We start from the raw sequence: 13,311 nt of genomic DNA on the forward strand, positions 1-13,311 counted from the left end.
GGTTGGTGGCGACCGCCGCGCGCGACGGGGAAGCGGCCCGGTCGGGTTCCGCGGCGACATCCTCCGGTGTGGTGCCGGTTTGCGGGTAATCAACGGGCGGGTGGGTGAGCTGGCTCACTTCCCTGCCCCGATCTCACACCCGATCCGGGGCCGGCACAAGGCTCCGTCCCCGCGGGTCGCCTGACCGGCCGTACCACTGCTGCTACGCGGACCGTTATCGTGGGACCGCCATGGCGAAGATCTTCCAAGTGTCGGCCCGCGCGGGGATGACCCGTGTCGTCGAGCCGGTCGCACGCCGCCTGCTCCGAGCGGGCGTAACTCCCAACGCGGTCACCGTGGCGGGCACCCTCGGGGTGCTCGTCGGCGCGCTCGGCTTCGGTGCCCGCGGTCATCTGGTCGCCGGGGCCCTGATAGTCACCTTCTTCGCGCTCACCGACCTGCTCGACGGGACGATGGCCCGGATGAGCGGGGGCTCGACGAAGTTCGGGGCGTTCCTCGACTCGAGCATGGACCGGGTCGCCGACAGCGCCGTCTTCGGCGCGGTGGCGTACTGGCTGGCCACCCAGCACCAGTACTCGGGCGTCGCCGCCGCGCTGCTCTGCCTGGCCGCCGGCGGGCTGGTCTCCTACGTCAAGGCCCGCGCCGAGGGGCTCGGCATGACCTGCAACGTGGGCATCGCCGAGCGCACCGAGCGGCTGCTCATCGTCGGCGTCGGCGGGCTGCTCACCGGCGTCGGCGTCAAGCCCGCGCTGGAGATCGCGCTCTGGCTGCTCGCCGCCGTGTCGATCTTCACCGTCGGCCAGCGCATGGCGCACGTCTACCGCCAGGCCCAGCGGGTGCACACCCCGGGCGGGCAGGGGTGAGCGCGACACCCGCCGGTCGGCCGGGGCCGGGGGGCCGGCGCCGGTGAACCTCACCGAGCTCGGCTACGTCGCCGGGTGGCGTGTGATCCGCGCGCTGCCCCGGTCCGTCGCGGCGGCGGCGTTCCGGGCGGGCGCCGACCGCGCCCACCGTCGCGGCGGCGGGGGTACGGCCCGACTGCGCGCGAACCTGCGCCGGGTGGTCGGCCCCGACCTGCCGGAGGCCGAGCTCGACGAGCTGGTCCGTCGTGGCCTGCGCTCGTACGCCCGGTACTGGCTGGAGGCGTTCCGGCTGCCCGCGCTCAGCCGGGCGGAGATCCTGGCCGGGTTCCGGCTCGACGGCGAGGAGAAGCTCGCCGCCGACGTGGCGGCCGGGCGGGGCGCGGTGGTGGCGCTGCCGCACGCCGGCAACTGGGACGCGGCCGGCGCCTGGGTCGCGGCGACCGGCTGGCCGATCACCACGGTCGCCGAGCGGCTCAAGCCCGAGGGCGTCTACCAGCGCTTCCTCGCCTTCCGCCGGAGCCTGGGCATGGAGATCCTGCCCACCCACGGCGGCGAGCGCAACGCCTTCGACGTGCTGGTCGACCGGGTCCGGGCCGGCACGGTGGTGCCCCTGCTGGCCGACCGGGACCTCTCCGCGCGGGGCGTGGAGGTCGAGTTCTTCGGCCACCGCACCCGGATGCCCCCGGGCCCGGCCCTGCTCGCGCTGCGCACCGGAGCGCCCCTCTACGTCGCCTCGATGTGGTACGAGGCGGACGCGGCGTGCGCCTCGATCGAGGGACCGCTGCCGCTGCCCGGCCCCGAGGAGGGCCCGCTCGACCAGCGGGTCCGGTCGCTGACCCAGCGGATCGCCGACGGTCTGGCGGCGGGCATCGCCCGGCATCCGGAAGACTGGCACATGTTGCAGCGGATGTGGCTGGACCAGCACGGCAGGGGCGGCGACGCGGCCCTGCCCTCCCCGGCCGCCGGACAGGCGTAAGGGAGGCGTTTGCACGTGCGCATCGGCATCGTGTGCCCGTACTCCTTCGACGTGCCCGGTGGGGTGCAGAACCACGTCATGGACCTCGCCGAGGCGCTGATCGGGCTCGGGCACGAGGTGAGCGTGCTCGCCCCGGCCGACGAGGACTCCCCGCTGCCGCCGTACGTGGTGCCGGCGGGACGGGCCCTGCCGCTGCCGTACAACGGCTCGGTGGCCCGCATCGCCTTCGGCCCGGTCTCCACCGCGCGGGTGCGGCGGTGGATCATCCGGGGCGAGTTCGACGTGCTGCACGTGCACGAGCCGCTGACCCTGAGCCTGTCGCTGCTGGCCGTGCTCTCCGCCCGCGGCCCGGTGGTGGCGACCTTCCACACCGCGATGACCCGGTCGCGGGCGCTGGCCGCCGCGCAGGGCGTGCTCCAGATCGTGCTGGAGCGGATCACCGCCCGGATCGCGGTGAGCGCCCTGGCGCGCAAGGTGCAGGTCGAGCACATGGACGGCGGGGCGGTGGAGATCCCCAACGGGGTGGCCGTCGCGAAGTTCAGCCACGCGCAGCCCCTGCCGGGCTGGCCGGGGGAGTGCCCGCCGGGCCGCGACGGGGCAATCGGGTTCCTCGGCCGGTTCACCGAGGCCCGCAAGGGCTTCCCGATCCTGCGCGACGCCTTCGTCGAGCTGGCCCGGCAGCGTCCCGGCCTGCGGCTGCTGGTGGCCGGGCCCGGCGACGCGGACGACCTGTTCGGGCGGTTCCCGGCCGACCTGCGGGACCGGGTGACCTTCCTCGGGCTGGTCTCCGAGGAGGACAAGGCGCGGATGCTGCGCAGCGTGCACCTCTACGTGGCGCCGAACACCGGCGGCGAGTCCTTCGGCATGATCCTCACCGAGGCGCTCGCGGCGGGCACGACCGTCGTCGCCAGCGACCTCGACGCGTTCCGCCGGGTGCTCGACGGCGGCCGGGCCGGCCGGCTCTTCCCGACCGGGGACCCGGCCGCGCTGCGTACCGCCCTGGCCGACCTGCTCGACGATCCCGGCGCCCGGGCCGCGCTGACCGCCTGCGGCGACCAGGTGGTGGCCACCTTCGACTGGCCGGTGGTCGCCCGGCGGGTGCTGGAGGTGTACGCGGCGGCGATCGAGGCCACCGACGGGCGGGTCATGGACACCGAATGGGTGGGGCTGGACTAGACGATGTCGGGCATGTGGTGGGTGGTGCTCGCGGCCCTGGTCGTCGGGCTGGTGGCGGCGTACCTCGTCTGGACCGCCGGGCGGGTCGCCCGGCTGCACGCGCGGGCGGAGCTGGCGGCCCGCGCCCTGGAGGCCCACCTGCTGCGCCGGGCGGCCGCCGCCGCGGTCCTGGCCGAGCGCCGCTACGGCGTCGAGCTGTACGCGGCGGCGCGGATCGCGCTGGACGCCGAGCCCGACGAGCGGGAGGCCGCCGAGAACGACCTCACCCGCCAGTTGCGGGCGGTGGAGCTGGACCCGGCGGATCCGGGCTGCGAGGCGGTGATCGGCGCCAGCCGGCGGCTCGCCCTGGCCCGCCAGGTGCACACCGACCTGGTCCGCGACGCCCGCGCGGCACGGGGCCGCCCGCTGGTGCGCCTGTTGCGGATGGGGCGCCGACGCCCCTGGCCGACCTACTTCGACATCGACGACCCCACCCTGACCGTCCCGGCTGACGTCCCCGCCACCTGACCCCCAACGGGCGTCCCCGCACGGGAACATCGCGGGCGGAGAGGGGACGGACTTCGCATCCGGGAGCAGCGGGGCAGGTGGGAAGGAACCACGCGGGGCCGGTGATGGCTGCCACAGTGCAGGCCACCGTGGGTCTGATTGGCTGTCGGATCGGCGTTGGAGCCGTCGTAGCATTTCCGCAGCCACCCCCCGAGCACGTTCGAGGAGCGATGACCCGTGCCCGAAACCACTGCCCAGAACGCTAGCGCCAGCCCCGTCACCGGCACCGCCCGCGTCAAGCGCGGCATGGCCGAGATGCTCAAGGGCGGCGTGATCATGGACGTGGTCAACGCCGAGCAGGCCAAGATCGCCGAGGACGCCGGCGCCGTCGCGGTGATGGCGCTCGAGCGGGTGCCCGCCGACATCCGCGCCCAGGGCGGGGTGTCCCGGATGAGCGACCCCGACATGATCGACGGCATCATCAACGCCGTCTCCATCCCGGTCATGGCCAAGGCCCGGATCGGTCACTTCGTGGAGGCCCAGATCCTCCAGTCGCTCGGCGTCGACTACGTCGACGAGTCCGAGGTGCTGACCCCGGCCGACTTCGCGAACCACATCGACAAGTGGGCCTTCACCGTCCCCTTCGTCTGCGGGGCGACCAACCTCGGCGAGGCCCTGCGCCGGATCACCGAGGGCGCGGCCATGATCCGCTCCAAGGGCGAGGCCGGCACCGGTGACGTCTCCAACGCCACCACCCACATGCGCAAGATCCGCCAGGAGATCCGCCGGCTGAGCTCGCTGCCGACCGACGAGCTGTTCGTGGCCGCCAAGGAGCTCCAGGCGCCGTACGAGCTGGTCAAGGAGGTCGCCGAGAGCGGCAAGCTGCCGGTGGTGCTCTTCACCGCCGGTGGTATCGCCACCCCGGCCGACGCCGCGATGATGATGCAGCTGGGCGCCGAGGGCGTCTTCGTCGGCTCCGGCATCTTCAAGTCCGGCAACCCCGCGCAGCGCGCCGCCGCGATCGTCAAGGCCACCACCTTCCACGACGACCCGGACGTGCTGGCCAAGGTCTCCCGGGGCCTCGGTGAGGCGATGGTCGGCATCAACGTCGACGAGATCCCGCAGCCGCACCGCCTGGCCGAGCGCGGCTGGTGAGCTGTCAGGAAGGGCACCTTCCCATCGCCTGGTGCATGGGAAGGTGCCCTTCCTGACACAGCAACCACGCCGGCACGTTCATTACGAGAGGAACGGCAGATGAGCGACGCACCCGTGATCGGCGTGCTCGCCCTTCAGGGGGACGTCCGCGAGCACGTGGCCGCGCTCGCCGAGGCCGGTGCGGACGCCCGCCCGGTACGCCGCCCGCAGGAGCTGGACGCGGTGGACGGGCTGGTCATCCCCGGCGGGGAGTCCACCACGATCAGCAAGCTCGCGGACATCTTCGAGCTGCGCGAGCCGATCGACAAGCGGATCGCCGGCGGCATGCCGGTCTACGGCTCCTGCGCCGGCATGATCATGCTGGCCACCGAGGTCCTCGACGGCCGGCCCGACCAGCGCGGCTTCGCCGGCATCGAGATGACCGTACGGCGCAACGCGTTCGGCCGGCAGGTCGACTCGTTCGAGGCGCCGGTGGGGGTCACCGGGGTCGAGGGCGGCCCGTTCCACGCGGTGTTCATCCGGGCGCCGTGGGTCGAGCGGGTCGGCGACGGCGTCGAGGTGCTCGGCACGGTGACCGAGGGCCCGGCCGCCGGACGGGTCGTGGCGGTGCGGCAGGGCAACCTGCTGGCCACCTCGTTCCATCCCGAGCTGACCGGCGACGCGCGGGTGCACGCGTACTTCGTGGCGATGGTCCGCGCGTCCCGCTGACTGGCGGCGGCGGGTCCTCCGCCCGGGAGGACCCTCGCCTCAGCCGGCCACCGGGCGCAGATGCCCGGGCAGGCGGCCCCGCAGCCGGTCCAACCCGGCCGCGGTGGCCGCGTCGGCGGGCAGGTGGACGACGAGACGCTGGTGGTCGCTGTCGGCGAACTCCAGCGTCTCGTAGGTCAGGCGCAGCAGCCCCACCTCCGGGTGCCGCACCCCCCGCACGCCGGTGACCGGCGCGGCCACCGGTCGCCGCCGCCACCGCTCGGTGAAGGGCGCGCCGACCGTACGGGCGAGCCGCTCGGCGAAGTCGTCGACGGCCGGGTCACCCTGGCGCAGCCGGTGCAGCTCGGTGATCTGGTGGTCGGCCAGCTGTGCCCAGTCGGGAAAGTGGTCGCGGGCGCGCTCGTCGGCCAGCACGAACCACACCAGGTTGGGGCGGTGGCCGTCGAACAGGCCCAGCGGGCGGGCCAGCCGGTCGAACGGATCGTTCCAGGCCAGCACGTCGCCCAGCCGGTTCAGCACGTACGCGGGGGAGTCCCGCAGCGCGTCGAGCACTGCGCCGACGGTCGGCCGGACCGTGCGGGAGACTGTCTGCCGCTCACCCGGACACAGGCGCCGGCCGTGGTTCGCCGCCGCCAACTGCCGCAGATGCTCGCGGTCGGCGTCGTCGAGCAACAGGGCGTCGGCGAGCGCGGCGAGGATCTCGGGCGACGGATGGGTGTCGCGGCCCTGTTCCAGGCGGGTCAGGTATTCGACGCTGACCTGTGCGAGCGTCGCCAGCTCGGCGCGACGCAGCCCGGGCGTGCGCCGCCGGGACCCTGCGGCGAGGCCGACCTGGGCCGGCTGCACGGCTTCCCGGCGGCTACGCAGGAACGCGCCCAGCTCTCCGTCCATCACCCGGCCATCCTGGCAGTGTTCCGCCGACGGAGGGTGGCCCTGTCGGGGCCACCCTTGCGGCGGTCTCCCCACGCCGCCGGTCCGGTCGCAGGCTCGTCGGCATGGAGAACGCACAGACAGCAGGGCCGGTCCGGATCGGCCTGATCGTGGGAAGCACCCGTCCCGGCCGGCGCGGCCCGGCGGTCGCGGGGTGGGCGACGGAGGTCGCGGCGGGGCACGACGCGGTGCGTTCCGGTGCGGCGACCGTGACGGTGCTGGACCTGGCGGAGCAGCAGTTGCCGCTGCTCGACGAGCCGGTGCCGGCGATGTTCGGCGACTACCGGAACCCGCACACCCGCCGCTGGTCCGCCCTGGTGGGGGCCTGTGACGCGTTCGTGTTCGTCACGCCGGAGTACAACCACTCCGTGCCGGCCGTGCTGAAGAACGCCGTCGACTACCTCCACGCCGAGTGGAACGGCAAGCCGGCCGGAATACTCAGCTACGGCGTGCGGGGCGGCACCCTCGCCGGCGAGCACCTACGGCAGGTCCTGACCGAGGTGCGGGCGATGGTCGTGCCCACCGCGGTCTCGCTGACCGTCTTCACCGACTTCGACTTCTCCGAGGCGGATCCGAGCGATCCGACGGCACCGGGGCGGATCGCCCCGGCGACCGAGCGGGCGGAAGCCCTGTCGGCGATGCTGACGGAGCTCGTCGCCCAGTCGCGTGAGTCGCGCCCCGGTGATCCGGTGGCGGCCGACGCCGGCGCGGAGCGGGTGGGGTGAGCATGGAGACGATCATCATCAGCTACCGGGTCCGGGCCGGGCACCTGTCGGAGCACCTGCGACTGCTCGGGGCCGTACACGAGGAGGTGGCCCGGATCCAGCCGGCCGGGCTGCGGTTCGTGACGCTCCAACTGGACGACGAGCGGAGCTTCGTGGACATCGCCGTGGCGCCCGAGCTGCCGGGCCCGTTGCCGGAGCTGGAGTCGTTCCGCCGCTACCGGCCCGGCTTGGAGGACCGGTGCGAACAGCGGTCCACCTCCGGGTTCAGGGTGTTGGGCTCGTACGGCTTCGGGTTCTGACCGCCGCCGCGTTTTCGTCCCGTCCGTCCCGTTGCGGGCGGGCGGGGCGGGCCGGCGGCGCGCGGCGCGGTGACAGCGACCCGCCGGGCGTCGGTAGGATTGCCGAGATTCGGCGGGGCCAGCTGCCCGTCCACGGCTTTCCCGCAGGGCTGCCCGGCACCACCGCGTGCGCCGGCGGGAGCGGGGGCGTGCGCGGTCGGTCGATGCAGACGGCGGGTAGCAACGGAGGTAGCAGATGTCCGGCCACTCAAAGTGGGCGACGACCAAGCACAAGAAGGCGGTCATCGACGCCAAGCGCGGCAAGATGTTCGCCAAGCTGATCAAGAACGTCGAGGTCGCCGCGCGCACCGGCGGCGGTGACCCGGCCGGCAACCCGACACTCTACGACGCCATCCAGAAGGCGAAGAAGAACTCGGTCCCCAACGACAACATCGACCGCGCCGTCAAGCGCGGCTCGGGCCTGGAGGCCGGCGGCGCCGACTGGCAGACCATCATGTACGAGGGCTACGGCCCCAACGGCGTGGCGATGCTCATCGAGTGCCTCACCGACAACCGCAACCGCGCGGCCACCGAGGTGCGCACCGCGCTGACCCGCAACGGCGGCTCGCTCGCCGACGCGGGCTCGGTGTCGTACATGTTCTCCCGCAAGGGCGTCGTGCTCGTCCCCAAGGCCGGCACGACCGAGGACGACGTGATGATGGCGGTCCTCGACGCCGGCGCCGAGGAGGTCAACGACCTGGGCGAGGCGTTCGAGGTGGTCTCCGAGCCGACCGACCTGATCGCCGTGCGCACCGCGCTCCAGGACGCCGGCATCGAGTACGAGTCGGCCGAGTCGTCGCTGATCCCGAGCGTCAACGTCCCCCTCGACGAGGAGGGCGCCCGCAAGATCTTCAAGCTGATCGACGTCCTGGAGGACTGCGACGACGTGCAGAACGTCTACGCGAACTTCGACGTCAGCGACGAGGTGATGGAGGCCGTCGGCTGATCCCGGCGTCCCCGGCGCGCGGGCCGGCACCGCCGCGACCGCCGTCGACTCCCGGCACCACCCGGGAGCCGGCGGCGGGAGGCGGTGGCCCGCAGGTCGCCGCCGCGCGGACGTGCCGTCCGACGTACGACCGATCCCGCCGGACTCGCGGGGTCCGCGATCGGGGGTGTTCCGCCCCGCGCTGGCTAGGCTGCGGACGTGGACCACTCGGGCCGGGCGGAGCGAGACGATGGTCGGGCGGGCGACGGTGGCCGGTTCAAGCCGGGCGACGTCGTGGTCCGGCGCGAGATCCTGCGCGGCGAGGTATGGTTCGGCTGCCCGACGATCTGCGTCGAGGACACGCCCGACCTGCTCGTGCTCTACCTGCCCCCGGGCGCGGAGTTCGGCTTCCCCGAGGCCGGCGGCTTCCCGTGCGGGCGGCACCCGTGGCAGGTCGCCGGGCACCGGGCGTGGAGCGGGCACGGCAAGCTGATGCTGCACCGCCCGGGTGAGGCGCACTCCGTGGACGTCTTCTGGACCGGCCCGCAGCGCGCCTTCGCCGGGTGGTACTTCAACCTCCAGGAGCCGGTGCGGCGTACCCCGATCGGGGTGGACACCCTCGACCACGAGCTGGACCTCTGGTGGGGTGCCGGCGCCGACCGCTACGTCTTGAAGGACGTGGAGATGTTCGCCCAGCGCCTGGAAGAGGGGCGCTACCCGGGGATGGCCGACGCGATCCGGGCCGAGGGCGACCGGATCGCCGCCCTGCTCGACGCGGGGGAGCGCTGGTGGGACGAGGCCTGGTCGACCTGGCGTCCGGACCCGGCCTGGCCGGTGCCGGCCCTGCCGACCGGCTGGGACACGGTCCCACCGCCCCGCTGATCGCCGCCGACGAACGTGCCGGCGTGGTGCCGGCGGGCCGGTGGCCCGCCGGCGCCGGCGCTCAGCCCAGCGTCTTCTCGCGCGACCGCCACGCCGTCCGCACCGAGGTGCGGCCGTTGGTGCGCAGCAGCGAGCCCTCGTACACCCGGGCCCCGGCGACCACGAACGCGGCGGCCGCGACCAGCAGCAGGGCCAGGGACACCAGCGGCTCCCAGCCGGCCGCGTCCCCCGTGAACAGCCGCAACGGCATGGCCGTCGGCGCGGAGAACGGCACGTAGGACAGCACCCGCATGGCCGTCGCGTTGTCGTTCAGGAAGATCACCGCGAAGAACGGCAGCATGACCGCGAGCTGCACCGGCGTCGACACGCCGGCGATGTCCTCCTGGCGGTTCACCAGTGCGCCGGCCGCCGCCCACATGGCCGCGACCAGCACGAAGCCGAGCAGGAAGAACGGCAGGAACCAGCCGATCGCCGGGGCCAGCAGCGAGAGCAGCCCGCCGCTGTCGCCGAACTGCACGCCGACCAGGGCCACGAGGGCGACCAGGGCGATCTGCCCGAGCGCCAGCAGCGTGCCGGCGATCATCTTGCCGGCCAGCAACGCCCGTACCGGCACCGCGGCGACCAGGATCTCCACGATCCTCGTCTGCTTCTCCTCGACGATGCTCTGCGCGATCTGCACGCCGAAGGTCTGCGAGGTGACGAAGAAGATGAACGCGAAGGCGAACGGCACCAGGAAGGCCACCACCGGGTCCACCGCGTCGGGGTCCAGCAGCCGGACCGCGGGCTGCGTGCTCAGCGCGGCCACCACGTCGTCGGGGGCCTCGTCCATGGCCAGCACCGCCGGCCCGGAGACCACCGCGGCGTCGACGTCGCCGTCGCGTACGGCCTGCTCGGCGGCGCGGTCGTCGGGGACCGTACGGACCTCCAGCCCCGCCTCGCGTAGCGGGCCGGCCGCCGACGCGGTCACCGCCACGCTCGACGGGCCGCCGGAGAGCAGCGGCGGCAGGATGGTCGCGGCGGCGGCGATCAGCAGGAAGAACAGGGTGCTGAACAGGAAGGTGCGGTCGCGCAGCTTGACCCGGATCTCCCGGCCGGCGACCAGCCGGGTGGCCTGCATCGTGTTCACTGGGCGACCTCTCGGAAGATCTCGGTGAGGGAGGGGCTGACCGGGCGGAACGCGCGGACCGGGCCGCGCGCCAGCGCCGCGTGCAGCACCGGCTGCTCGTCCGCGCCGGGCGCGAGGTCGAACACGGCGCGCGCGCCGTCCAGGTCGATGAGGGTCACGCCCGGCTGGTCCCGCAGCCAGCCGGCGTCGGTCTGCACCACCAGCTCGTACCGGGGCACGGTGTACGTCGCGCGCAGCTCCTCGCGGCTGCCGGCGGCCCGGATCACGCCGCCCCCGATGATCACCAGGTCGTCGCAGAGCCGCTCGACGACGTCCAGCTGATGGCTGGAGAAGAGCACCGGCGCGCCGGCGGCGGCCCGCTCCCGCAGGACCGCCACGACCGTGTCCACGGCCAACGGGTCGAGCCCGCAGAACGGCTCGTCGAGCACCAGCACCTCGGGGTCGTGCACCAGGGCGGCGGCGATCTGCGCGCGCTGCTGGTTGCCCAGCGACAGCGTCTCCAGCAGGTCGTCGCCGCGCTCGGCGAGCCCGACCCGCTCCAGCAGCGCGTCCGTGTTGCGTCGCGCCGCGGCGGCGGTCATCCCGTGCAGCCGACCCAGGTAGCTCACCTGCTCCCGGACGCTCATCTTCGGGTAGAGGCCGCGTTCCTCCGGCATGTAGCCGAAGCGCTGGCGGGCCTGCCGGCTCAGCGGAGCGCCCTGCCAGGTGATCTCGCCGGCATCCGGGGCGAGCACCCCGAGGATGATCCGCATGGTGGTGGTCTTGCCGGCGCCGTTGCCGCCCACGAAGCCGGTCATCCGGCCGGCGGCCACGTCGAAGGACACGTTCTGGAGCACCCGCCGGTCGCCGAAGCTGCGGTCGACGCCGTCGAGGCGGAGCACATTGGTCACGGCCTCCACGCTAGAGCGCCGGCCGCGCCCCGCCGTCCGCCCCGAGATCGAGCACGCCGTCCCCCTCATGGCGGAGCCGGGTCAGCCGCCGGGACGCACCACCCCGTGCTCGTACGCGAAGACCACCGCCTGCACCCGGTCGCGCAGGCCCAGCTTGGCGAGCACCCGGCTGACGTGGGTCTTCACCGTCGCCTCGCCCAGGTGCAACTCGGCGGCGATCTCGGCGTTGCTGGCGCCGCCGGCGACCAGGACCAGGACCTCCCGCTCGCGGGGGGTGAGGTCCCGCAGCGCCGCCTCGGGAGCCGTCCTCGGGCCGCCCGGCGGGCCGGGCTCGCCGGGGCGGGCGAAGGTGGCGATCACCCGCCGGGTGATTTCCGGGGCGAGCAGACCGTCGCCCCGGGCGAGCACCCGGATCGCCTCGATCAGGGCCTCCGGGGTGCCGTTCTTGAGCAGGAAGCCGCTGGCCCCGGCGCGCAGCGCGGCGAACAGGTAGTCGTCCCGGTCGAACGTGGTGAGGATCAGTACGGCCGGCCCGCCCGGCCCGTCCTCCCCGGCGGTGATCCGCCGGGTGGCCTCCAGCCCGTCGACCCCGGGCATCTCGACGTCCATCAGCACGACGTCGGGACGCAGCGCCCGGGCCATGCTGGCGGCGCGCTCCCCGTCGGCGGCCTCCCCGACGACCTCGATGTCGTCCTCCACCTCCAGGATGACCCGGAAGCCGGTGCGGACCAGGTGCTGGTCGTCGGCGAGCAGCACCCGGACCGGACGGTCGGTCCCGGGCACCTCCTGCCCGGCGCTCACGCGGGCCGCCCCACCGGCAGCGGCAGCGGGAACCGGGCCCGTACCCGCCAGCCGCCGCCGGCGCGCGGGCCGACCTCCAGCGCGCCGCCGTGGGTGGCGACCCGCTCGCGCATCCCGACCAGGCCGAGCCCGTCGGCGTTCGCGGGGCGGGTCGCCCGTCCGTCATCGGTCACGTCGACCTCCACCTCGTGTGCCAGGTAGCGGATCCGCACGTCGAGCGCGGTCGCGCCCTCGGCGTGCTTGAGCGTGTTCGTCACGGCCTCCTGGGCCACCCGGTACGCGGCCTGCGAGACCGACTCCGGCAGCGGCGCCGGGTCCCCGTACACGCCAATGGTGGCCCGCAGTCCGGCTTCGCGGGCGCGCTCGACCACGGCCGCGATCTGGTCGACTCCGGCCGGTCCCGGCTGCTCCGGGCGGTCCGGGCCGCCGTCTCGGGCGCGGAGCAGGCCGAGCATCCGGCGCAGCTCGTCGACGGCCGTGCGGGCGGTCTCCTCGATCGCGCTCAGCGCCGCGCGGGCCTTGACCGGGTCCTTGTCGAACACCCGGCGGGCGGCGGACGCCTGCACCCCCATCACCGACACGTGGTGGGCGACCACGTCGTGCAGCTCCCGGGCGATGCGGACCCGCTCGCCCACCACCGCGTGCTCGCGGATCTCGGCCTGCGAGCGGCGCAGCTCCTCGGCCCGGGCCTGCACCTCGTGCTGCCGCCGGGCGGCCAGCCACGCCGTCTCCCCGAAGAAGTACGCGAACCCGAAGTAGAGGCCGTTGACCAGCACGCCGTTCACCATGGCCGCGAGCAACGGGGGCACGGGCCCGACGGCGCGGGCGAACGCGTCCGGGGGGATGGTGGTGTAGGTGGTCGCGTAGTAGACCCCGAGCCACAGGAACATGGTGGCGATGACGCCGATCCGCAGCCGCCGGGACAGCCGCCGTTCCCGGCCCCACGCGCCCAGCGTGTAGAGGGCGGCGAACAGCGCCCATGAGGCGAGCTGCGTCTCCGGGGCGGAGCGGGCCTGCGCGGCGATGAACGCGATCGAGACCACCAGCGTGACGGCGGCGGGGAACCGGCGTCGCCAGATCAGCGGCAGGGTCACCGCGACGGTCCAGAAGATCTGTTCCGGGCCGGACGGCGGCGGGCCGAGCAGGAACGCTCCGGCGCTGCGGGTCAGGGTCAGGCTGAACAGCGCCAGCACGGTCGCGGCCAGTCCGATGTAGACGTCCAGCCGGCGCTGCTCCGGGGTGGGCCCGGGGCGCCGCCAGTCCTCGTCGGTGTCGCTGTTCATCCAGGTCAGGATCTCATCCCGCCGGGCGCCGCCGTGCCGGCACCCGG

The 13,311-nt window shown here is 74.1% G+C and carries 15 protein-coding genes; 10 read left to right on the plus strand and 5 right to left on the minus strand.

The window, feature by feature from the left end; translation table 11 throughout:
* The first annotated feature begins 230 nt into the window (after positions 1-230).
* The 6 genes from pgsA to pdxT all read left to right on the plus strand — a co-directional run bounded on the left by pgsA (position 231) and on the right by pdxT (position 5,364).
* Positions 231-863 carry a phosphatidylinositol phosphate synthase gene (gene pgsA, locus ACN27A_RS32180; RefSeq protein WP_327027678.1) on the plus strand — a complete coding sequence of 211 codons (633 nt, stop codon included), beginning with the start codon at positions 231-233 and terminating at the stop codon, positions 861-863.
* Between the two features lie 43 nt (positions 864-906).
* Positions 907-1,839: a phosphatidylinositol mannoside acyltransferase gene (locus ACN27A_RS32185; RefSeq protein WP_421458202.1), complete on the plus strand. Its 933-nt coding sequence runs from the start codon at positions 907-909 to the stop codon at positions 1,837-1,839.
* A gap of 15 nt (positions 1,840-1,854) precedes the next feature.
* Entirely contained in the window at positions 1,855-3,015 is a 1,161-nt protein-coding gene (locus ACN27A_RS32190) for a glycosyltransferase family 4 protein (RefSeq protein WP_311414472.1), read from the plus strand.
* 12 nt (positions 3,016-3,027) lie between these two features.
* On the plus strand, positions 3,028-3,522 hold the full coding sequence (locus tag ACN27A_RS32195; RefSeq protein WP_393167334.1) for a hypothetical protein: 495 nt from the start codon (positions 3,028-3,030) through the stop codon (positions 3,520-3,522).
* A 216-nt stretch (positions 3,523-3,738) separates the two neighbouring features.
* Positions 3,739-4,656 (plus strand): pyridoxal 5'-phosphate synthase lyase subunit PdxS, encoded by a 918-nt coding sequence (pdxS, locus tag ACN27A_RS32200; protein WP_151456191.1) that lies wholly within the window; start codon positions 3,739-3,741, stop codon positions 4,654-4,656.
* A 99-nt stretch (positions 4,657-4,755) separates the two neighbouring features.
* On the plus strand, positions 4,756-5,364 hold the full coding sequence (pdxT, locus tag ACN27A_RS32205) for a pyridoxal 5'-phosphate synthase glutaminase subunit PdxT (RefSeq protein WP_421458203.1): 609 nt from the start codon (positions 4,756-4,758) through the stop codon (positions 5,362-5,364).
* 39 nt (positions 5,365-5,403) lie between these two features.
* Here the strand turns inward: pdxT and ACN27A_RS32210 are convergent, their stop codons facing one another.
* Positions 5,404-6,255 (minus strand): helix-turn-helix transcriptional regulator, encoded by an 852-nt coding sequence (locus ACN27A_RS32210; RefSeq protein WP_421458707.1) that lies wholly within the window; start codon positions 6,253-6,255, stop codon positions 5,404-5,406.
* 104 nt (positions 6,256-6,359) lie between these two features.
* Between ACN27A_RS32210 and ACN27A_RS32215 the strand changes: the two genes are divergently transcribed.
* The 4 genes from ACN27A_RS32215 to ACN27A_RS32230 all read left to right on the plus strand — a co-directional run bounded on the left by ACN27A_RS32215 (position 6,360) and on the right by ACN27A_RS32230 (position 9,164).
* The gene (locus tag ACN27A_RS32215) at positions 6,360-7,019 is read left to right on the plus strand and encodes an NADPH-dependent FMN reductase (protein ID WP_421458204.1); all 660 of its coding nucleotides are present in this window, start codon (positions 6,360-6,362) and stop codon (positions 7,017-7,019) included.
* Positions 7,020-7,021: 2 nt separating this feature from the next.
* Complete coding sequence (locus ACN27A_RS32220) at positions 7,022-7,318, plus strand: hypothetical protein (RefSeq protein ID WP_421458205.1); 297 nt, start codon at positions 7,022-7,024, stop codon at positions 7,316-7,318.
* Between the two features lie 235 nt (positions 7,319-7,553).
* Positions 7,554-8,303 carry a YebC/PmpR family DNA-binding transcriptional regulator gene (locus ACN27A_RS32225; RefSeq protein ID WP_101409175.1) on the plus strand — a complete coding sequence of 250 codons (750 nt, stop codon included), beginning with the start codon at positions 7,554-7,556 and terminating at the stop codon, positions 8,301-8,303.
* 198 nt (positions 8,304-8,501) lie between these two features.
* Complete coding sequence (locus ACN27A_RS32230) at positions 8,502-9,164, plus strand: DUF402 domain-containing protein (protein WP_421458206.1); 663 nt, start codon at positions 8,502-8,504, stop codon at positions 9,162-9,164.
* 61 nt (positions 9,165-9,225) lie between these two features.
* Here the strand turns inward: ACN27A_RS32230 and ACN27A_RS32235 are convergent, their stop codons facing one another.
* The 4 genes from ACN27A_RS32235 to ACN27A_RS32250 all read right to left on the minus strand — a co-directional run bounded on the left by ACN27A_RS32235 (position 9,226) and on the right by ACN27A_RS32250 (position 13,264).
* Positions 9,226-10,290, minus strand: coding sequence for an ABC transporter permease (locus ACN27A_RS32235; protein WP_421458207.1), 1,065 nt, complete (start codon positions 10,288-10,290; stop codon positions 9,226-9,228).
* Positions 10,287-11,180: an ABC transporter ATP-binding protein gene (locus ACN27A_RS32240; RefSeq protein WP_421458208.1), complete on the minus strand. Its 894-nt coding sequence runs from the start codon at positions 11,178-11,180 to the stop codon at positions 10,287-10,289. Before ACN27A_RS32240 ends, ACN27A_RS32235 begins: the two co-directional genes overlap by 4 nt.
* An 81-nt stretch (positions 11,181-11,261) precedes the next feature.
* Positions 11,262-11,963 (minus strand): response regulator, encoded by a 702-nt coding sequence (locus ACN27A_RS32245; protein WP_421458710.1) that lies wholly within the window; start codon positions 11,961-11,963, stop codon positions 11,262-11,264.
* A 14-nt stretch (positions 11,964-11,977) separates the two neighbouring features.
* Positions 11,978-13,264 (minus strand): sensor histidine kinase, encoded by a 1,287-nt coding sequence (locus ACN27A_RS32250; protein ID WP_421458209.1) that lies wholly within the window; start codon positions 13,262-13,264, stop codon positions 11,978-11,980.
* Positions 13,265-13,311: the final 47 nt, after the last annotated feature.

This window comes from Micromonospora sp. WMMD737 (assembly GCF_049179055.1).
Lineage (GTDB): Bacteria > Actinomycetota > Actinomycetes > Mycobacteriales > Micromonosporaceae > Micromonospora > Micromonospora reichwaldensis.